The following is a 20,127-nucleotide window of genomic DNA, read 5'->3' on the forward strand; positions in this document are numbered from 1 at the left end:
CATCGCCAAGATCGCCGACAACTGGCCCGCTGCCCGCTGGGATGAACTCATGCCGTGGAACTGGCGACCAGATCAGCAACCGATCGCCGAAGCCGCCTGATCTGCGGCCTCCAGCCCACGCTTACGGTTGATCGCATCGTACAGCTTCTGCACCGTCTTGACGTCCACCGTCGCGGTAGAAGTGGTCGCGACGATATCCTCCTGTTCGACCGCAGCGACACCGTCGCCATAGGGAATCGTCGCCAGGACTGCGGAATCGGGCTGCAGGCGGGGACATTTGCGGAAGGAGTAGCGGTCCCCCCGTGCCGCATCGCTGTTGAAGAGATAGCGCTCGGCATTGGGCGCGGCTTTGGTCACCAGCAACACCGTGCCCGCCGGGCTGAGATCGACGATCTTGCCGCACGTGTTCCACAGCCGGTCGTCCCAACGCGGCTCAAACTCTGGCTGGTTGGGGTTCTGGGTCCAGGACAGCACGGTCAGCGGCGGCACCGGGTCCGGTCCGCCACTCTGGCCCTCGCCAACGATGTCCATAAAACCATAGGCCGCACCGACAGTGGTGGTTCCATAACGGCAGCCCAAGGTCTGATTGAAGATGTAATTTGCCTCAGCGGTGGTCAACGGCATAACGGCTTCCCTTCGCAGTCCAGTCGCGGACGGAATGCCCCTCGCGACATCGGTAGCCAAAGATGAGCCATCCGACCGGTGCGCAAAAGCGAAGACGCCTCCATAATGGCTCAAGCGCGATCCCAGTCTGCCTGGCGATTGGGTGCAGCGATGGGGAAGGTGCCTCTATCCCAAACCCGCCGGTCCGCTCACCCCATCCGCACCACGCGCGTGCCCAATCGTTCGGCTTCTTCGGGATCGTGCGTCACCATCAGGATCGGCAGGCGCAGCACGTCGCGGATATGTTCGATCGCCTGCATCACCTCCTCCCGACGCGGACGGTCGAGCGAGGATAAGGGTTCGTCGAGCAACAGGAAGCGCGGGTCGCTGAGCAACACCCGCCCGATCGCCACACGCCGTGCCTCTCCGCCCGAAAGCGTGCGCGGCCAGCGATCGAGCAGGTCACCAATACCCAGAAAATCCAGGCGGTTGCCAATCTCCGCCCCCCGCCCCGCGCCGTATAACACGTTCCCACGCACGCGCAGATGCGGAAACAGCCGCGGCTCCTGAAACACATAACCCGCGCGGCGGCGCTCGGGCGGCACGTCCACGCCGTCGCCGAACAGCGTCTCGCTGCCGACCCGCACATGCCCGCTATCAGGGCGCAGCAACCCTGCCACCATGTTGAGCACACTGGTCTTGCCCACACCCGACCGGCCGAACAGAATCGTCGCGCCGACGCCGGGTTCGAGCCTCACGGCGATCTCGGTCGCGCCGATTCGCTTGGTCAGCGCGACATCAAAGGACATGGTGCCCCTTTCCCAGCCGCCGCGCGAGCAGCTCGGATGCGACCAACGCCGCCAGCGACAGCGCGATCGATATGCCCGACAGCCGCCACGCCATCGCCTCGCCGCCCGGTTGCTGCAACGCGCTATAGATTGCCAGCGGTAGCGTCCGCGTTTGCCCCGGCACGTTGGAAACGAAGGTGATCGTCGCGCCGAACTCGCCGATCGAGCGTGCGAAGCCCAGCACCGCGCCCGCCAGGATGCCGGGCACGCTCAGCGGCAGCGTGATCGTCCAGAACACCCGCGCGCGCCCCGCCCCCAGCGTCCGCGCAGCACTTTCCAGCCGCTGGTCGACCGCCTCGATCGACAGCCGCATCGCCCGCACTGTCAGTGGCAACGCCATCACCGCCGCCGCAATCGCCGCCCCGGTCCAGCGGAACAGCACCGACACGCCGAATAACGCATCAAGCGGCGCGCCGATCACCCCGTGCGGGGCAAAGGCCAGCAACAGCACCCAGCCCGTCACCACCGGCGGCACCACCAGCGGCAAATGCACCACCGCATCGAGCAGCACCTTCCCCGGAAATGTGGTGCGTGCCAGCACCCAGGCGAGCGCAAACCCGACCGGCAGCGTCACCACCATCGCCACCGCGCCGACCTGCAGCGACAGCAGCACGATGCCCCATTCCTCAGGCGCGAACATTACCGCGCGTCGAAGCCGAAGCGCGCGAAGATCGCCCGCCCGCTGCGCGACAGCAGGAAGCGGCGAAACCCTTCCGCCTCGCGGTTGGTCGAGCTTTTCAACCGCGCCAGCGGATAGGTGATCGCAGGATAGCTGCGCGGCGGAAACACACCCGCAATACGCACGGCGGGCGCGGCGCGGGCATCGGTTGCATAGACGATGCCGAGCGGGGCTGCCCCGCGCTCAACCAGCGCCAATGCCGCGCGCACGCTCTCTGCGGCGACGACATGCGGTCGCGCCTGCGCCCACACGCCGAGCGCGGTGAGCGCGGCCTTGCCATAGCGTCCGGCCGGCACGCTGTCGGGGTCAGCCATCGCCAGCGGCCCCGCCGCCAGCAACCGCGCCAGCGCTGCCGGGGCCAGCGGCACCTTCACCGGGTTGCGCACGCCCGAGACGATCACCAGCCGATTGCCGAGGAAGGGCGCGCGCGTGCCCGGCACGAGCAGCCCCCTGGCGGCGACATCATCCATCCACGCCTGATCGGCGGAGACGAACAAGTCGGCGGGCGCCCCTGCCGCGATCTGCCGCGCAAGCGCCGAGGATGCGGCGAAGGACAGCACCGGTTCGGCATGGCCCTGTGCGGCCCAGGCATGGCCCGCCGCGGTCATCGCCTCCTGCAAGCTGGCGGCGGCCAGCACCAGCGGCCCTTGCGGCGCAGGCTTTGCCGCCGCCGGGGGGATTCCGGCGAGGAGCAGCAACAGAAGCAAAACACGTTTCATAGCGCGTCCATACGATAGCCGTATCGACGGGCATATAGCCAAACCCGCTTGCCCGCGCCTTAGCCCGTCTGCACGCGCCCGGTGCGCACCAATTTGCCCCAGCCGACGCGCGGACCGCGCAAGGCCTGCGCAATCGCCTTGATGACGACATAATACATGATCTGTCGATAACCGATGCGCTGCGGGATCAGCAGCCACAACAGCCGCCAATTTTCGCGCCGCTCCAGGGCGAAGGCAACCGTCGCGGCGAGCAAATCGATCGCGGTGAACACGAGCCAATAAAGCAGCATTTTCTCGACATCGTGCTGCGTCTGCTCCCAGCCATGCGCCTGCACCGCCAGATAGGTCGTCACGAAGCTGACGAGCAGCGCGAGATCAATGATCGGCGAGATCGCGGCGAACACGATCTGGAACAGGATCGCCTGCGGCAGCCCGACCCGCGCCAGCCCGCGCGGCTTGCCCGTCGCCATAATGATTCCGTGCTTCCACAGGCATTGCAGCGTGCCGAACGCCCAGCGGAAGCGCTGCTTGGCGAGCCCCTTGATGCTCTCGGGCGATTCGGTCCAGGCGACGGCATATTGGTCATAGGTCACCTTCCAGCGCGCGCGCTGAATCGCGATCGTCAGGTCCTGATCTTCCGCAAGCGTGTCGTCCGGGTAGCCGCCGACTTGCTGGATCGCGGCCAGCCGCCAGGCACCGACTGCACCCGGCACCACCGTCACCGCATCCAGCCGCGCCAGCGCCCGCCGCTCAAGATTCTGTGCCGTGATATATTCGACCGCCTGGAATTTGGTCAGCAGGTTGACGCGGTTGCCAACCTTGGCGTTGCCCGCCACGGCACCGATCTTCGGGTCCACAAACCACCGCGCCAGCCGCGCAATGGTGGTCGGTTCGAATTGGGTATCGGCATCGAGCGCAATGACGATCTCGCCCGTCGCCAGCGCGAGCGCGTGGTTGAGCGCGCGCGCCTTGCCGCCATTTTCGAGCGTCAACAGCTTTACCCGCGGGTCCTGTGCAAAGGCGGACGCGACGACTTCGCTGGTTTCGTCGCTGGAGCCATCGTCGATCACGATCACTTCAACGCGCACGTCGGTCGAGGCGAGCACACCGCGCACCGCCCGCTCGATCACCAGTTCCTCGTTAAACGCAGGGATCATGACGGTGACGAAGCGAGTCGGGTCGATCTCGGGGAAGATCGTCCGGCTCTCACGCCGTGCCTGAATCAACGCCAGCGCCGACAAGATCACCGCACGCGCGATACCGATGGCGATGGCAAAGAAGAAAATCCACCCCAGGGCGATAACGATCCCGCCGAGTGCGCTGAAGATGAACAGGTCGGTTGCCGCCGCTGCCTGGTCACTCGCGGACAGCTTCGGCATCACGATATCGCGCGGGAGGCCAGCCAGCGTCGACACCGGCACGAAGGTATAGCCCTTGCCGCGCAATTGATCGATGATTTGTGGCAAAGCCTCGACCGTTTGAGAGCGCTCCCCGCCGGCGTCGTGGAGCAGCACGATATTGCGACTGCATTGCGGTTCGGGATTGCTCAGGTCGCACTTTGCCGCAGGATCGGTTACCTGCGCCACCGTCGAATCGATGATATTCTGGACGCCCGGGCGCTTCCAATCACCCGGATCGACGTGCAACCCGACCGAGATATAGCCGCGGTCCTGCGCTTGCAGCGCCGGTTCGATTTCGTCCGCCGTGGTCGGTTCGGCATCGCCAAAATAGGGGGCACGGAACAGCCGGAGCGAATGGCCGGTAAAGGCCTGAAACAAGCGTTGCGTGGTGTTGAGCTGGAAGGTCGTCTCGGCAAGCGACGCGCCCGCCAGATTGGGGTGGGTGTAAGTGTGGCTGCCGATTTCGTGGCCCTCGCGGACCATGCGTTCCAGCAACGGGCGCTGGGTCAGCGCATTTTCGCCGACGATGAAGAAGGTTCCCGGCACCTTCTTTTCCTTCAGGATGTCGAGCACCTTCGGGGTCCAGGTCGGATCGGGGCCGTCATCGAAGGTCAGCGCGACAAGTCCGGGCTTATAGCCCGTGCGCGCCACGATATAGGGTGAGGGCAAGGTTTCGAACACGGTATTGGCAATCGCGCCGCCCTTGGTGGTCTGGACGCGGCGCACGCCTTGCACGGGCACGCCTGCAATCTTCAGGATCTCGCCACTGCCGTCGATGTCCACATCGGTGCCAGCCGGAATTTTTTCGATCGAGGACGCGGGCGGCAAGGTGCGGTGCGAGCGGCCAAAGATCGACCAAAGCCCCGGATCCTCCGATCCCAATCGCCACACGGCAACCCCGTCCAGCCCCGACCGCTCCAGGAAGCGCAACTGGTTGTAGGCGGATGCGGCATCCAGCATCCACACCTCATGACGACTGCCGTTTTCCTCATAGGCAAAGCCGGAATTGCCGCTGGCCTTGTCGAACACCGGCATCGCGTTCGATTGGCGCGCCGTCTCCCACGCTTCATCGACGGCGAGGGGCTCGCCGGTATGGTCGTGCCAATTATAGGCATAGCTGCCGATCGCCACCACGATCTTGCTGCGGGGCAAACCGTGCGCCGCGCGGGCGACGGATTGTTCGAACCACGCCTGCGACGCAATCGGCCCAGCGTCGCCGCCAACTTCATGCTCGTCATAGGCCATCAGAAAAATACGATCGACCACCGGGGCGAAGGCCCGCAGGTTCCAGCCATTCTGCCCATCGGCCTCGCCAATCGGCACCGCGATCGCGATGACCCAATTATGCTTTGCAAAGCGCGCGCGCGCTTCGGCCAGAAAGGTGCGGAAATCGGCCTGCCCCTTTGCCGACAATTCCTCGAAATCAAAAAATGCGCCGCCAGCCCGGTTTGCCACCAGCCACGGTTCGAGCTTGTCGAGAAGGGCCTTGCGCTGCGTAGGGGTGCGCAGCAACGCCTCCATGCCCCGCGCGTCCCAATCGCCGTTCACCGCATTTTGGATCATCGGCAACAGCAACGGACGGTGCGGCGAGTGGTTGATGATCTCCCGCCCCGCGACATCGCGGAACACGGTAACCTTATGATTGGGCCCGGTGACCGAAACCCAGCCAGGAATCAGCCAGTCAAGCTCGGCGATATTGCGGCGCAGCGACGCTGAAGAGGATTCGTCCCACGGCACATGAAAGGCAATGGCCAGCGGCTGGTCAACGCCAACGCCGCGCGGGCGGGCACCAAGCAGCCGCGCATAATCGGTCAGGTCACCGCGCGCGCTCTTCAACAGCGGTTCGTGTGGCGGCGGAAGCCTGGTCAATGCGGGGTGTTCGGCTTCGACCGGCAGCAACGGCGCGCGCGGAACCGCGCCGATCGATATGCCAAGGGCGACTACAGCCACCACGATCAACAAAATAAACGCTGCCACCGCGATCGCGAAGCGGCGGCGGCGCCGCCCCGAAGCATCGTAGAATACGGGGGCACTGCTCATCGGGTTAGGTGTCCTCGGGGTAAAATCTCATGATCGCATCGGCCCTTTCGCATGGCCGAAACACGACGCCAACATGACATTCATTTCATTCGGGACTGTACCTTCATCGTGACACACAAGGCTAGGGGTGAACGCGTGCTTGCCCCTGCCAAGCCCGACGCTAGGATATGGCCAACAGGAGGGCCCCCATGCGTCACATCGCCATCATTGGCTCCGGCCCGGCGGGATATTATACGGCGGAGGGTTGCCAAAAAACGTTCGGCGATACCGCGCGAATCGACATTCTCGATCGCTTGCCCGTCCCCTACGGCCTCATCCGCAGCGGTGTCGCACCCGACCATCAATCGATCAAAAACGTGGCACGGCGGTATGAAACGGTTGCCTTGAGCGACACGGTCCGTTTTGTCGGCAATGTTACCGTGGGAACCGATATTTCGATTTCCGAATTGCTCGATCGCTACGATGCCGTCGTCCTTGCCACCGGCGCGCCCGCCGACAAATCGCTGGGCGTGGCGGGCGACGATCTTCCAGGCGTCATCGGCTCTGCCGCCTTCGTCGGCTGGTACAACGGCCATCCCGACTTTGCCGACCTTGCCCCCCCACTTGGCGGCGGCGATGCGGTGGTGATCGGCGCGGGCAACGTCGCGCTCGATGTCGCCCGCATCCTGGCCAAGGCGGAGGACGAATTTGCGGGGTCCGACATCGCCGCCCACGCGCTGGGGCGATTGCGCGACACACACACCTCCACGATCACCTTGCTCGCGCGGCGCGGGCCACAGCAAATCGCGATGACCCCAAAGGAGCTTGGCGAGCTTGCCCATCTCTCGCGCGCGCTGCCCGTGGTCGATCCCGCCGACTTGCCGCCGCCGGAGAGCGATGCCGCACTGGAACCCGGTTTGCGAAAATCGGTCTCGCATTTGCGCGCCTTCGCCGAACGCCGCGACGACAAGCCGATTCGCATCGCCTTCGATTTCTTTGCCCGACCGCTGCGGATTGAAGGCGACGGCCAAGTCGAGCGCGTCATCGTCGCCCGTACCGCGATCGACGATGCGGGAGAGGTGCGGGACACAGGCGAAACCTATGCGGTGCCTGCCAGCCTTGTCGTCAGTTGCATCGGCTATCGCACGCCGCCGATCGCGGGTGTGCCCTATGACGAAAAGCGCGGGCGCTTCGCCAATGTCGATGGACGGATCGCGCCGGGATTATACGCGGTGGGCTGGGCACGGCGTGGGCCAACCGGCACGATCGGCACCAACCGCCCCGATGGCTTCGCCATTGCGGAGTTGATCGCTGCGGATATCCCGCCGAACAGCGGCAAGCGCGGGCGCGCCGATCTCGACGTGCTCCTGGCGGAACGCGGCGTTGCGGTGGTCACCTTCCGCGATTGGCAAAAGATCGAAGCTGCGGAAATCGCGCGCGCGCGCAGCGGGGCTCCGCGCGAAAAATTCGCGACGATCGATGCGATGCTCGCCGTGCTCCGGTGACAAAGCGAGCCGTGCCGCCAACACCGCGCGCGATCACTACGTTTTTTTGACTTGCTACCGCCGCGCCCTGCGGCTACGCGCTGCGCCCTGCAATGTGTCGGGGCGTGGCGCAGTCTGGTAGCGCACTGGTCTCGGGGTCCAGGGGTCGTAGGTTCGAATCCTATCGCCCCGACCATTGCTGGGCTGAATCGAGGATGTGCGCTCCAGGCGCTGCTCGATAATGAAAGCGGGTTGTCGCGATGGCATGTCGCCGCGACACACTATGCCGCTCCAGTCATCCCCGCATCGTTGAGAACGTGCTGAGCCGCTCAGCGGCCACCGCGTGACGCGGCGCTTCCCCCTCACAGTCCGGACCAACGTTGCAAAACCGCAACATATCACCATTATCTTGAATTATTACAAAATATAGCCGTTTCGGCCTCGATGGGCCTTGAGCTTTTTGCGCCCCATATTTAGCGTCTACGGCACGATGGCGCGGCAGGGGCAGCCCCATCTGGGGGGAATATCGATGATCACATTTCGCACTCGTGCATTTGCGGCACGCTCGACGCTTTTGGCGTCTGCTGCGACATGGTCGCTCTTGGCCAGTGGCGCGGTACAGGCCACGACGCTCAACGACACGCCCGTTGCCGGCAGCAATGGGGCCTATGTGCTTGAGGCGCAGACCAACAAAACCACGCTCCCGGCATCCGACCCCAGCATCGTCATCGCGCCCCCCGGAACCTCGGTAACCGATCGCGATCCGGTCAACGTTACCGGCATCGGGCAAATGATCATCGACCAGAGAAATGGTTTCATCGGCCTGTGTACCGGTACGCTCATCAACCCGCGCACGGTGATCTTTGCGGCGCACTGCGTGAACGAAAGCCCGACCGGTTCCGCGATGAATCCGTGGGGTTATGGCACTGGCGCGGGCCAATTGCCGATCGCATTTGGATTTCAGGCCAACAACAATCTCGCGGGGAATTCAGCCTTCGGCCATTGGCTCAACGGCACGGCGGGCGGGGCCAAATATCTGACCTCGGTTTCGGAATATCTCTACAACGTCAACCAGGTTCAATATAACGCGCACTCGCTCGACCTCGGTCTTGCCAACAATTTCCTGCAGGCCGATGTCGCGATCGCATCGCTCGATACACCTGCGGCGAACGTGCCGACCTGGGCGTTGCTCTTCTCCGCACTGCCTGCGCCAGGATCGATTAGTGATACGACCGGCACCGGTTATCACGTTGCGCTTGCCGGCTATGGCAACACCGGAACGGCGACCAGCGGCACCAATGTCGGCGTCGATTACCGCCGTCGGCTTGCTGAAAACTATCTTGGCCTGCTGGGCTCGCTGGATGACATCGACATCGGCCTGTTCGGCATCACGCCGCGCGGTCGCCCACAGAATCTTTACCAGATCGACTTCGACAGCAGCGGTGCTCCAAATGCACGCAGTAACCGTTTCGATTTCAATATCTTCAAGGATAACGCGCTCCCCGGGGAGGGCATTACCGGCCCCGGCGATTCGGGTGGCCCGCTGATTCTCGACCGCACCTACGCCAAACAATTGGTGATCGCCGTGCTCTCCGGCGGCACCCGCTATTTCGGCGCGCAGCCCTCGGGCAGCTACGGCACCAGCGCCTTCTATCAGCCGCTATATCTATATTGGGATTATATCGCCGCTGCGAACCCGTATCGCTACGTCAGCACGCTGGCGGGTGACGGCAATTGGACCGACCCGACACACTGGGTGACCAATATCGATCCAGCGTACAACATCATCGTCAACGGTGCGCTGGTCAACGGTGTGCCGACCACGCCCGGTGAAGGTATAGCGGGCACTGCAGGCAAATTCGGGCAAATCTGCGATCAGGAACCCAATTTCGCCTCCGATGTCTGCTACGATGTAAGGACCGGTGTTTATTACGACCACGGCGTCGCGGTCACCGACCCAGTTCCCGGCACTGCCGCTGGCTCGGCTGTTCTGCCTGCAGCCACGCTCGCCAATGGTTTGCCCGGCGCAACCAACTTCGTCCCCAACAACATCAACCCCGATTCGGTAAACCAGATCAACGCACGTTATTTCGACGTGACGCTGGCCGCCGCTGGCACCACCACGCTTGGCACATCTGTGACTATCGACCGGCTGACGCTCAACGGCACCGCCGCCAAATTGACCGTCAATAGCGGGGCATCGCTGACCAGCCTCATCAACATCAACCATTTGCAGGGCCTTGTTACCAACAACGGCACCATCACCTCGGTCGGCGATTATTTGTTGCTGACGGGCGGCATCACCGGTTCCGGGCGGTTCAACGCCCCGTATTTCACCAGCGTGAGCGGCATGATCCTACCGGGAACCGCCGGGACGCTGGGCACCATCACCTTCGGCGGCAATCTGGTCCTCTCGTCGGGAACGGTGCAATTCATCGACCTCGGCCCGGCGGGCACGTCCGACAGGCTCGCCGTCACGGGTGTCGCAAGCGTTGGCGGTGTGGTGGGCTTTGCGCCGGTTGCTGGTCACACCATTCGCTATGGCGATCTCTACACGATCCTGACCGCGCAAGGCGGCGTGACCGGGACCTATGCCGCCCCGATTCCGCTCAGCGCGATCCTGACGCCGCGCTTCGTCTATTCGGCCAATGCGGTACAGGTGGCAATCGACGCCGGACTGTACGCAAACGTCGTCGGCAGTTCGCCGGTACAGCGCGCTTATGCGCAACTGCTCGACCAGAACCGGACGATCTACAACACCTTTGCCGATGTTTATGGTCCGCTCGATCTGCAGAATGCCGCCACCATTCAAGGTACGCTCGACAGTCTTGCGCCGCGTGAGCAGACGCTGAAGCGCGCGCTTGGCACGGTGGCGGTGGACAATATTCAGCGCTTCAACGCCGCTCGCCTGGCCAATCTCGATCATGGGGATGCCGACGGGACGCTCGCGATCATCGGCAATCCGCTTCTCTTCGCCGCAAGCCGCGCGTCGGGAGAGGTCGCCGCGGGTGGCGCTGGCCTTGCCACCAACGACACGACACTGCGCCCAGGCAAGTTGCCCGACACGATCAACGGCTTCATCGCCGCTGGCTATCTCAACGGTAGCAGCCGCCCCATGCCAACCGCCGTTCCCCTTGGCGCGCGGGACCGTTTTGACGGCTTTTATGTCGCAGGCGGCATTGAGGGCGAGCTTAGCCGCCGCACCCTTGCCGGCCTGTCCTTCTCCTACACCAATGCCAGCGGTTCGACGACGGGCGGCCAATATGCCCGCGCCGACCTGTTCCAGACCAGCGCCTATGGCAAGGTTACGCTTGCTGGCCCGCTCACGCTCGACGGCCAGGCCAATTTGGGTTTTCTCGATACCACAACGCGCCGCAACGTCGGGCTGGTGGGAACGCCCTTCACGCTGCGCGGGCATGAAAGCTCGCTCACCTATTCAGGCCAAATCGGGCTCGGCTATGCGGTCGGCGTGGGCGGTGGCGTGACGGTGACGCCACGGGCAGCGCTCCGTGCCGGGCGGATCGACTGGGCGGGTGCGAACGAGACCGGTCACGGAACCGCGCTGCGGATTGCTCCCCTTCCGGCGGACAGTGTCCAGGCATTGACCGGGCTTAACCTGAGCGGGGGCAAGGCGATCAAGCCGTACCTTTCCGCTTATTATGTCCACGATTTCGTCGACCACCCGACCTCTTTCGGTGCCAATTTCGTCGGCGGCGTCGGGCCGAACGCGCTGTTCGCACTGGGCGCGCAGGACAAGGACTGGGGCGAAATTGGCGGTGGCCTGTCTTATACCACCAAGGACGTCACACTCTCGGTTGGGGCCGACACCACGGTTGGTCGTGGCGATATCTCAAACCAGAGCTACCGCGCGGCGATCAAGATCGCTTTCTAAACCACGCGCCGCGCAAACACACGGGGCCGTCCGGACAACCGGGCAGCCCTTTGTGCATCGATGCTCGACGCGCGGCGGCGCACCCTGCTACCGCTCCGCACCATGACCGTTCTCGAAATCGTTGCGTTCCTGCTTGGCCTCGCCAACGTCACGCTGGTCGTGCTGCGCAGCATTTGGAACTATATCTTCGGCCTCGCGATGGTTGCGCTTTACGCGATCATCTTTCTTGACGCGCGGCTGTACAGCGATGCGCTGCTGCAGGTGTTTTTCTTCGTCGTGCAAATCTATGGCTGGTGGAACTGGTCCCGCGTCCGCGCGCAAGCAGGCGAAGTGACGATCGGGCTTCTGACCAACCGCACCCGCTTGCGCTGGGCGATCGGATGCCTGATTGCGGCCGCCCTGTGGGGATTTGGGATGCACCGCTTTACCAATGCGGCCCTACCCTGGGCCGATGCGACGCTCGCGGTGATGAGTATCGCAGCGCAGACGTTGCAATCGCGCCGCACGGTTGAAAGCTGGTGGTTGTGGATCGCGGTCGATATCGGCTCGCTTGGCCTTTATGCCGCCAAGGGATTATGGCTGACAATGCTGCTCTACGCCATCTTCCTGGGGCTGGCGATTTGGGGCCTGCTCGACTGGCAACGCGTTGCGCGACGGACCGTTGCGGCATGACCGTGATTTGCCTGCACGGGCCCGAAAGCACAGGCAAGTCGACGCTGATCGAACAGCTCGCCACGCACTATGCGACGGTGTTCGTCCCCGAATATGGCCGCACGTTCGCCGAACAGCATGGGACCGATTTTACAATGGCCGATCTGGTTGAGATCGCGCAGACGCATGATGCGATGACGCAAGCCGCGCTCAGCACCGGTGCCGACCCCGTGTTGCTCGATACCGACCCGCTGATGACGGCGGTGTGGGCCGACATGCTGTTCGGCACGCGCGACCCGTGGTTCGACGCATGGCACAATACCGCCGACCTGTACCTGCTGCTCGACATCGATTTGCCGTGGATCGATGACGGCACGCGCCTGTTCGGCAGCACAGCGGAGCGACAGCGCTTCTTCGACCTGTCGCGCGCCGAGTTGGAGCGGCGCCACCTGCCCTACACAATCGTCGCCGGTCGCGGCCCCGCTCGCCTTGCCGCCGCATGTACGGCGATCAGGGCGGCGGGGTTCGGCCTTGGTTAGCGGCTTCAGCCCTTATGCTTGGCGCGCCAATCCTTGACCGCCTGCAACGTTGCCTCGACATGCCCAACCGGGTTGTTCTGCGTCAATTCGTAGATAACCGTGCCATCGGGCGCGATGACGTAAGAGGTGCGGCTGGTGATCGAGGCACCCGCTTTATACGGCACGCCATAACCCGTAATCATCGCAGGCGTTGCGGCCGCGACCGGAAACTTATTGCGACATTCTTCCTTGGAGAAGGCGGCGATCTTGTCGACATTACCCGCCGTCAGCCCGATCAGGGTCGCGCCGTTCTTGGCATAATCCGCCGCCGCTTCGGCAAAATTATGCGCCTCGATCGTGCAGCCGGTCGTGAAGGCGGCTGGGAAGAAATAGACGACGACCGGCCCCTTTTTCAGCGCCTTGGCCAGCGTGAAGCTGAAAGGCGCTCCGGCAAGCGCCCCCTGCGTGGTGAAATCGGGAGCCTTCGCTCCAACCTTGAGCGCAGCGGTGGCGGGCGTCGCCATCGCGAGGGCGAGGCCGACGACGACAAGCGGGGTGGCGAACTTCATGGCACTGTCTCCTAAATCGGAGGATCACCCTAGCCCGTCGCCGCTATCGCCGCCAGCCCGCTCCTCCGCTCCGTTACCGTGACGGCGCGAGCTTGGTGTTGAGCACCCAGCCGACATTGTCATTCTCGTCAGCGACTTCCCACCACAGGCCGTTCTTGTTGCCGGTGGGGTAAACGATCGCCCCGGCAGGCAAGGTCCGCAACACGCGACCGGTTGCGCTCGCACTCGTGCGCAAGGCGAGCGGGCCTTGCGCCGTGAAGGTCTTGGCGGGAGCGGCTTCGGCGGTGCCGGTGTCACCCGGCGTCACGTAACCGAGATCGTTGACGAGCTTGGCATAGGCCTGAATGAACGCCAGCGTTACGATCCGGCCAATATCGGTATTGTCATAACCGCCACCGATTACGCCGCCACCGACACCCCCGCCAAACACGCCGCCACCACCGCCAAAGCTGAGGCTGTTCTTCGCAGCATAGCCATCTTCGGTTGCCAGCGTCTCCGTGGTACGCACATTGGTGATCGACAGCACGACATTGGCTTCCATCTTTCGGCTGCGCACGCCGCCGACGATCCCGCCGATCGGTCCGCCGATCAAGCCACCGAGCCCCGCCGCAACGCCGCTGCCGCTGGCGTTGCTGTTGGCACCCTGCACTTCGGCCTGCAGGACATAGTCGGCGGCCTTGATCTGGCCCTGGCCGACATTGGAACCGCGCTGCAGCCCCAAATTCCCGCCAATATCGCGCTCACGCTGCGCTGCCTGCAGACCGCTGCCGCGATCGACGATGTTGAAACAGCCCGAACGCTGCACCAGCACCTTGAGCAATTTCTGGGGCGGCGCGAGGTTATATTGCGTCCAGCCGCGCGAATCGTCGCCATCGACAATCGAGATCGTGCCATGTTTGCGCGCGCAATGTGGCACGTCGTTCATGGTCGCTTCCTGCAACTTCTGCGTACCCGACGGCTTCGCCAGTCGCTGCGCCTCAACCTGCACCGGCACGCTACCGATGATCGCCGCCATCGCCATTCCGGTCGCGAATTTCGACATACTCTGCCCCCCCGCTTAGAGTCGTTACACTGGCTGGATATCCGATTTGCGGCGAGTGGCATAGGCCATCGCGACGATGATGACGGGCTTTGTGCCCACGCGCTGGCGATGCTATGGGCCGCTTTTCCTTTCCGCAGCATTCATCCGGGCGAATTCGTGACCCCTCTCCAAAACATCCGCAATTTCAGCATCATCGCCCATATCGATCATGGCAAGTCGACGCTTGCCGATCGCCTGATCCAGGCGACCGGTGGCCTCAGCGACCGTGAAATGTCCGAACAAGTTCTTGATAACATGGACATTGAGAAAGAACGCGGCATCACCATCAAGGCACAGACGGTGCGGCTGCGCTATACCGCCAAGGACGGGATCGAATATGCCCTCAACTTGATGGACACGCCGGGCCATGTCGACTTCGCCTATGAAGTCAGCCGCAGCCTCGCCGCGTGTGAAGGCGCGCTGCTGGTGGTCGATGCGGCGCAAGGCGTCGAGGCGCAGACGCTCGCCAACGTCTATCAGTCGATCGAGCATGACCATGAGATCGTGCCCGTCATCAACAAAATCGACCTCCCCGCCGCCGACCCGGACAAGGTGAAGGCCGAGATCGAGGAAGTGATCGGCCTCGATGCCAGCCAGGCGGTGCTGACCAGCGCCAAGGCCGGCATCGGCATTGCCGAAGTCCTCGAAGCGATCGTCACGCGCATCCCGCCGCCCAAGGGCGATGCCGATGCGCCGCTCAAAGCCATGCTGGTCGATAGCTGGTACGACCCCTATCTCGGCGTCGTCATCCTCGTCCGCGTGATGGCGGGCGTGCTGAAAAAGGGCCAGCAGATCAAGTTCATGCAAGCGGGCACGCTGCATCTGGTCGACCGCGTCGGCTGCTTCCGCCCCAAGATCGAGCAATTGACCGATCTCGGCCCCGGCGAGATCGGCTTCATTACGGCGCAGATCAAGGAAGTCGCGCAGACCCGCGTCGGCGACACCATCACCGACGCCAAGCGCCCCGCCGCCGAGCCGCTGCCGGGCTTCAAGGAAGTTCAACCGGTGGTGTTTTGCGGCCTGTTCCCGGTCGATGCGAACGATTTCGAGAAACTGCGCGAAAGCATCAGCAAGCTGCGCCTCAACGACGCGTCGTTCAGCTTCGAGATGGAAACCTCGGCCGCGCTCGGTTTCGGCTTCCGCTGCGGTTTCCTCGGCCTGCTCCACCTCGAAATCATCCAGGAGCGCCTCACGCGCGAATATGATCTCGACCTCATCACCACAGCGCCGTCGGTGGTCTATGAAATCGAGCTGACGCATGGCGGTGGGCAAATCGAGCTGCACAACCCCGCCGACATGCCCGATCCCAACAAGATCGAGAGCATTTCCGAACCGTGGATCGAAGCGGTGATCTACGTTCCCGACGAATATCTCGGCAGCATCCTGAAGCTGTGCCAGGACCGGCGCGGCATCCAGAAGGACCTGACCTATGTCGGCGGGCGCGCGCAGGCGACCTATGAGCTGCCGCTCAACGAAGTGGTGTTCGACTTCTATGACCGGCTGAAGAGCATTTCGCGCGGCTATGCCTCGTTTGATTATCACCAGATCGGCTATCGCGAGGGCGACCTCGTCAAGATGAGTATCCTCGTCAACAACGAGCCTGTCGATGCGCTGTCGATGATCGTCCACCGCGGCACCGCCGAGACGCGCGGGCGTGGGATGTGCGAGCGCCTCAAGGATCTGATCCCGCGCCATCTGTTCAAAATCCCGATCCAGGCGGCGATCGGCGGCAAGGTGATCGCGCGCGAGACGATCGCGGCGATGCGCAAGGACGTGACCGCGAAATGTTACGGGGGCGACGCCAGCCGCAAGCGCAAGCTGCTCGACAAGCAGAAAGAGGGCAAGAAGCGGATGCGCGAATATGGCTCGGTCAGCATCCCGCAGGAGGCGTTTATCGCGGCGCTGCGGATGGGGGATGAGGGGTAGCGCTGGACTGGACGGCGGCGGCTACGGCGGACACCGGGCGATGGGGATTTGATGGGCCGCTATGCGCCTCAAATTTGGTGATTTGGATCGGTAAATTTCCGGTCGAGGGACGCCAAGATTGCGGGTTGTTACCCGAGCGCCGCGCAACGCACTTCATCGCGGCTCCATGCGAGGAAGGCGGCTTCGTCCATTGGCTGGGCGATCACATAGCCCTGGATCACGTCGCAGCCGATGACGCGCAGAATGTCGGCCTGGGCGTGGGTTTCGACGCCTTCGCCAACGGCTTCGCAACCAAGGCCGTGGATCAGCCCGATCACTGCATGGGCAATCGTGCGTGCGGCGGCATCGTCGACGATATGTTCGACCAGGCTGCGGTCGAGCTTGATCCGGTCGAGCGGGAGCGCGCGCAGCCGGGCGATGTTCGAATAGCCGGTGCCGAAATCGTCGATCGCGATCGTCGCGCCATCGGCACGCAACAGCGCAATCGCCTCCAGCACGTCGTCGCTGCAATGCATCGCCAGCGTTTCAGTGATTTCGAGTTCGAGCAGGCGCGCGGGTGCGTCGGCGCGGTGCATCGCCTCGCGCAGGCGGCGGAAGAAGCTGGCATGGTCGAGCTGACGCGGCGAGACATTGACGGCGAGCCGCTGCTCGATCCCCATCCGGCTCCAGCGCGCGATCGTCTCGGCAACACTGTGGACGACCCATTCGCCGATCTCAACGATCAGCCCGGTTTCCTCGGCGCGCTCAAGGAAGGTGCCGGGCAGGCGCAGCCCGTCACGCGGATGGCGCCAGCGCAGCAGCGCCTCGGCGGCGACGATCTGGCCCTTGCCGGTGCTCACCTGCGGTTGAAAGACGAGGGTAAATTCATCGCGGTCAATCGCCTCGCGCAAATCGCTTTCGAGGCCGGCGCGCTCCTCGATCTGCGCGGCCAGTTCCGCCGAGAAATGCTCGGTCCGACCGCGACCACTGCCCTTAGCGTGATACATGGCGGCGTCGGCAGCGCGCATCAGGTCAGTCAGCGTCTCGCCGTGGTCAGGCCGCAACGCAACCCCGATCGACGCGCCGATCGTGACTTGCGTGCCCGCCAGATCGAACGGCTCGGCCAGCGCGAACAAAACCGCGCGCCCGATCCGCGCCGCCTCGACCGTGTCGACATGCGCGAAGAACATCGTAAATTCATCCCCCGCCAGGCGACCGATCAGCGGCGCCGGCCCCGCGTCGGGAATTGCGACGCCATCGGCAACCGCGCGCAGCCGGTTGGCAACCATCCCCAGCAGCATGTCGCCGCAGGCATGGCCCATCGTATCGTTGACGCTCTTGAAGCGATCGAGGTCGATGAAGAACAACGCCCCGCCAATGCCCGGCTGGACAATCGACAACAGACGCTCGCACGTCCGGCGGAAATTGGTGCGGTTGGCGAGCCCGGTCACCGGATCAAACATGGCCAGCCGTTGCACGCTGTCGAGATTGGCGTTCAACTGCGCGAACAGGCCGTGCATGGCGGCGGCGAGTTGCGGTACATTGTCGCCGATTTCCGCGGGAATCTGGTCGCTGAGGTCGCCATGCGCGGCTTGCGACAAGCGCGCAATGGCCGCGTCGATCGCCGAGGCGATGCCCGAAATGCTGCGCTCGGCCGACGCCCAGCACATGATCGCGCACACGATTGCCGGGATCAGCGCGCGCGAAATGTTGCTGATATCGACGCCGCCGGACGAGGTGGCGGCCAAAGCGAGGATGAACGCCACCGCACCGGCGCTGATCGCAAAGACGATCGCGCGGCTCTTGAGCGTTACCCCTTCCATTGCGATGTCGCAAACTCCCCCTAGCCGGATGCAAAACGCACCGGCGCGAGAGGAACATGGCAGCGAAAGGTTAAGACTTTCGCGAGGCCCGCGCGCGTTTCAGCACGATGTAGAGCGCGCCACTGCCGCCGTGACGCGGATGCGCCGCGCGCACCGCCGCGATTGCATCGGCGTGGCGCGATCCGGCGAGCCAGTCTCCCGTCGCCGCGCGGATTGCACCGCGTGCGTGCGGCCGCTCGCTGGTCGGGCGCGGCGGTTTGCCGGTCACCAGCAGGATCGTACGATCGCCCGCCCGGATCGCGGCATCCAGGGCACCGTCCAGCACAGTATAGGCCGATTGCAGCGTGTGCCCGTGCAAATCGATCGTGCGATCGGGCGACACCAGCCCGCGCGCAATCTGCTTGTCCCATGTGCCGTCGAGCGTGTTGGCAGGGGGTTTTGGCGCGGCGAGCGGTCGCACGGTTCTGGTGGCGACCGGAACAGCGGCGGAAGGGCGGATGGCGGGGCGTTTGGCCGGTTCCACGCGGGCAGCCTCGGGCACGGCAACCGGCTTGGCTGCGCTTGCTGTGGCGGGCTTGGGCGGGGCGGGCTTGGCCAACGGGCGTACCCCCGCCATCACCCGCGCCCATAGCGCCGCTTCATCAGAACTGAGGCGACGCGTTCCCATCGGGCCTCTCACCAAACCGACGGGCGCCCGTCAGCCGCTGAATCGTGCCCGTCGGCAGCAGCAGAAAGGCGGTTCCGCGCGCCGCCATGCCGCCGGCGATCGCCTCTGCATCTGGCCCCGCGCCCCAAAAGGTGTCGATGCGATTGGCACCCTTGATCGCGCCCCCGGTATCCTGCGCAATCCACAGGCGGCTGGCATCGGTACGGTCCATCGACAACAGCACCGGCGCGCCCAGCGGCACGAAATGCGGATCGGCGGCGGCACTGACTCCGCCTGTTACCACAATCCCGAGCGCACCAAGCGGCGGCCCGGACAGTTCGCGGAAGAACACATAGCTCTTATTCTCGCGCATGATGTCGCGGCCCTGCTCGGGATGATCGTGCAGCCATTGCGACAGGCCCTGCATTGAACTTTGGCCGGGTGCGAGCAGCCCGCGCTTCTTCATCAGTGCGCCAATGCCCGTGTAATCACGCCCGTTCTGATTGTCATAGCCGATCCGCAGGATCGAGCCGTCGGGCAAGCGCAACCGCCCCGAGCCCTGCACTTGCAGGAAGAACAAATCGACCGGGTCCGCCGCCCAGGCCAGCACCGTCGCGCGCCCGGCAAGTGTACCGGTCTCGATCGCGGTACGATCATCATAGGGTATGAAATTGCGACCATCGACGCGGCCACGAATCTTCTTGCCCTTCAGCGTATCGTTGAACTGCCCGAGATCAACCTCGATCAGATCGTTCGGCCGGGCATAAACCGGCACTTCATACCCGCGCCGCCGCTCGCGCGCACCGCGGATTTCGGGTTCGTAATAACCGGTGGCAAAGGCCTTGCCGTCGCCGATTTGCGCCGTTTCGAAATACTCGGCGAAGAAAGCACGCGCTTCGCCGGCACGCACGCTTTTCGCCGCGCTGCACGCCGGGGCCCAATCCTCGCCCCGCGTCAGCCCGGACACATCGGGACGGCGCATCAGGGACGGGCACGACGCCTGAAAGGCAAGGAGCGCACGCGCCGCCGCATCGTCATCAATCGGTAGCGTGTAAACCGGCGGGCCAGCCACAACCCCGGCACCGACGGCGGTTGCGGTGCCGGGCGCAATCGGCGCGGCTGGGAGCGGCGTAATCGGGGTTGCCGCCACGGGTTTGCGAACCGGAACCGGACGATTGCCGACAGGGCGCGGACGCTCGACCTGGCCACCACAGGCAGCAAGCAACATGGTGAGCACCCCCGCCAGCAGGATCCGCCCCGACCGAAAACCACCGGAACGGCGGGAAACCG

General features: G+C 64.1%; 15 protein-coding genes and 1 tRNA gene. 6 read left to right on the forward strand and 10 right to left on the reverse strand.

Annotation, left to right across the window (positions count from 1 at the left end):
• Nucleotides 1–72: 72 nt before the first annotated feature.
• The 5 genes from WC704_RS15685 to WC704_RS15705 form a co-directional block, all read right to left on the reverse strand.
• Nucleotides 73–624, reverse strand: a complete 552-nt coding sequence (locus WC704_RS15685; RefSeq protein WP_372891570.1) for a hypothetical protein — start codon at nt 622–624, stop codon at nt 73–75.
• A gap of 188 nt (nt 625–812) precedes the next feature.
• Complete coding sequence (locus WC704_RS15690; RefSeq protein WP_372891572.1) at nt 813–1,412, reverse strand: ATP-binding cassette domain-containing protein; 600 nt, start codon at nt 1,410–1,412, stop codon at nt 813–815.
• Nucleotides 1,402–2,091 (reverse strand): molybdate ABC transporter permease subunit, encoded by a 690-nt coding sequence (modB, locus tag WC704_RS15695; protein WP_372891574.1) that lies wholly within the window; start codon nt 2,089–2,091, stop codon nt 1,402–1,404. Before modB ends, WC704_RS15690 begins: the two co-directional genes overlap by 11 nt.
• Complete coding sequence (gene modA / locus WC704_RS15700; protein WP_372891576.1) at nt 2,091–2,849, reverse strand: molybdate ABC transporter substrate-binding protein; 759 nt, start codon at nt 2,847–2,849, stop codon at nt 2,091–2,093. Before modA ends, modB begins: the two co-directional genes overlap by 1 nt.
• Nucleotides 2,850–2,908: 59 nt before the next feature.
• Nucleotides 2,909–6,289 carry a polysaccharide deacetylase family protein gene (locus WC704_RS15705; RefSeq protein ID WP_372891578.1) on the reverse strand — a complete coding sequence of 1,127 codons (3,381 nt, stop codon included), beginning with the start codon at nt 6,287–6,289 and terminating at the stop codon, nt 2,909–2,911.
• Nucleotides 6,290–6,477: 188 nt separating this feature from the next.
• Between WC704_RS15705 and WC704_RS15710 the strand changes: the two genes are divergently transcribed.
• The 5 genes from WC704_RS15710 (at nt 6,478) to WC704_RS15730 (ending at nt 12,834) form a co-directional block, all read left to right on the forward strand.
• A complete protein-coding gene (locus tag WC704_RS15710) occupies nt 6,478–7,773 on the forward strand; it encodes an FAD-dependent oxidoreductase (RefSeq protein ID WP_372891580.1) in 1,296 nt (431 codons plus the stop codon).
• A 98-nt stretch (nt 7,774–7,871) separates the two neighbouring features.
• A tRNA-Pro gene (locus WC704_RS15715) sits at nt 7,872–7,948 on the forward strand.
• Nucleotides 7,949–8,281: 333 nt separating this feature from the next.
• Complete coding sequence (locus WC704_RS15720) at nt 8,282–11,644, forward strand: autotransporter domain-containing protein (RefSeq protein ID WP_372891582.1); 3,363 nt, start codon at nt 8,282–8,284, stop codon at nt 11,642–11,644.
• A gap of 102 nt (nt 11,645–11,746) precedes the next feature.
• Entirely contained in the window at nt 11,747–12,316 is a 570-nt protein-coding gene (pnuC, locus tag WC704_RS15725; RefSeq protein WP_372891585.1) for a nicotinamide riboside transporter PnuC, read from the forward strand.
• A complete protein-coding gene (locus WC704_RS15730) occupies nt 12,313–12,834 on the forward strand; it encodes an AAA family ATPase (protein WP_372891587.1) in 522 nt (173 codons plus the stop codon). The genes pnuC and WC704_RS15730 overlap by 4 nt, the downstream gene beginning before the upstream one ends.
• Nucleotides 12,835–12,839: 5 nt before the next feature.
• Here the strand turns inward: WC704_RS15730 and WC704_RS15735 are convergent, their stop codons facing one another.
• Both WC704_RS15735 and WC704_RS15740 read right to left on the reverse strand, forming a co-directional pair.
• Complete coding sequence (locus WC704_RS15735; RefSeq protein ID WP_372891589.1) at nt 12,840–13,382, reverse strand: peroxiredoxin; 543 nt, start codon at nt 13,380–13,382, stop codon at nt 12,840–12,842.
• Between the two features lie 73 nt (nt 13,383–13,455).
• Nucleotides 13,456–14,424, reverse strand: a complete 969-nt coding sequence (locus WC704_RS15740) for a CsgG/HfaB family protein (protein WP_372891591.1) — start codon at nt 14,422–14,424, stop codon at nt 13,456–13,458.
• A 108-nt stretch (nt 14,425–14,532) separates the two neighbouring features.
• On the opposite strand from WC704_RS15740, the gene lepA reads away from it, so the two are divergent.
• Complete coding sequence (lepA, locus tag WC704_RS15745; protein WP_372891593.1) at nt 14,533–16,389, forward strand: translation elongation factor 4; 1,857 nt, start codon at nt 14,533–14,535, stop codon at nt 16,387–16,389.
• Between the two features lie 128 nt (nt 16,390–16,517).
• Here lepA and WC704_RS15750 read toward each other — a convergent pair whose 3' ends face one another.
• The 3 genes from WC704_RS15750 to WC704_RS15760 all read right to left on the reverse strand — a co-directional run bounded on the left by WC704_RS15750 (nt 16,518) and on the right by WC704_RS15760 (nt 20,065).
• Entirely contained in the window at nt 16,518–18,191 is a 1,674-nt protein-coding gene (locus WC704_RS15750; protein ID WP_372891595.1) for a putative bifunctional diguanylate cyclase/phosphodiesterase, read from the reverse strand.
• A gap of 70 nt (nt 18,192–18,261) precedes the next feature.
• A complete protein-coding gene (locus WC704_RS15755) occupies nt 18,262–18,858 on the reverse strand; it encodes a Smr/MutS family protein (protein WP_372891597.1) in 597 nt (198 codons plus the stop codon).
• A complete protein-coding gene (locus WC704_RS15760; protein WP_372891715.1) occupies nt 18,833–20,065 on the reverse strand; it encodes a murein transglycosylase A in 1,233 nt (410 codons plus the stop codon). The genes WC704_RS15755 and WC704_RS15760 overlap by 26 nt, the downstream gene beginning before the upstream one ends.
• Nucleotides 20,066–20,127 lie beyond the last annotated feature (62 nt).

The organism is Sphingomonas sp. (assembly GCF_041661885.1).
Classification (GTDB): Bacteria; Pseudomonadota; Alphaproteobacteria; order Sphingomonadales; family Sphingomonadaceae; genus Sphingomonas.

Coding starts and splice junctions, on each gene's coding strand:
- WC704_RS15685 (WP_372891570.1), bottom strand. CDS start 624: ATGCCGTTGACCACCGCTGAGGCAAATTACATCTTCAATCAGACCTTG.
- WC704_RS15690 (WP_372891572.1), bottom strand. CDS start 1,412: ATGTCCTTTGATGTCGCGCTGACCAAGCGAATCGGCGCGACCGAGATC.
- modB (WP_372891574.1), bottom strand. CDS start 2,091: ATGTTCGCGCCTGAGGAATGGGGCATCGTGCTGCTGTCGCTGCAGGTC.
- modA (WP_372891576.1), bottom strand. CDS start 2,849: ATGAAACGTGTTTTGCTTCTGTTGCTGCTCCTCGCCGGAATCCCCCCG.
- WC704_RS15705 (WP_372891578.1), bottom strand. CDS start 6,289: ATGAGCAGTGCCCCCGTATTCTACGATGCTTCGGGGCGGCGCCGCCGC.
- WC704_RS15710 (WP_372891580.1), top strand. CDS start 6,478: ATGCGTCACATCGCCATCATTGGCTCCGGCCCGGCGGGATATTATACG.
- WC704_RS15720 (WP_372891582.1), top strand. CDS start 8,282: ATGATCACATTTCGCACTCGTGCATTTGCGGCACGCTCGACGCTTTTG.
- pnuC (WP_372891585.1), top strand. CDS start 11,747: ATGACCGTTCTCGAAATCGTTGCGTTCCTGCTTGGCCTCGCCAACGTC.
- WC704_RS15730 (WP_372891587.1), top strand. CDS start 12,313: ATGACCGTGATTTGCCTGCACGGGCCCGAAAGCACAGGCAAGTCGACG.
- WC704_RS15735 (WP_372891589.1), bottom strand. CDS start 13,382: ATGAAGTTCGCCACCCCGCTTGTCGTCGTCGGCCTCGCCCTCGCGATG.
- WC704_RS15740 (WP_372891591.1), bottom strand. CDS start 14,424: ATGTCGAAATTCGCGACCGGAATGGCGATGGCGGCGATCATCGGTAGC.
- lepA (WP_372891593.1), top strand. CDS start 14,533: ATGCTATGGGCCGCTTTTCCTTTCCGCAGCATTCATCCGGGCGAATTC.
- WC704_RS15750 (WP_372891595.1), bottom strand. CDS start 18,191: ATGGAAGGGGTAACGCTCAAGAGCCGCGCGATCGTCTTTGCGATCAGC.
- WC704_RS15755 (WP_372891597.1), bottom strand. CDS start 18,858: ATGGGAACGCGTCGCCTCAGTTCTGATGAAGCGGCGCTATGGGCGCGG.
- WC704_RS15760 (WP_372891715.1), bottom strand. CDS start 20,065: ATGTTGCTTGCTGCCTGTGGTGGCCAGGTCGAGCGTCCGCGCCCTGTC.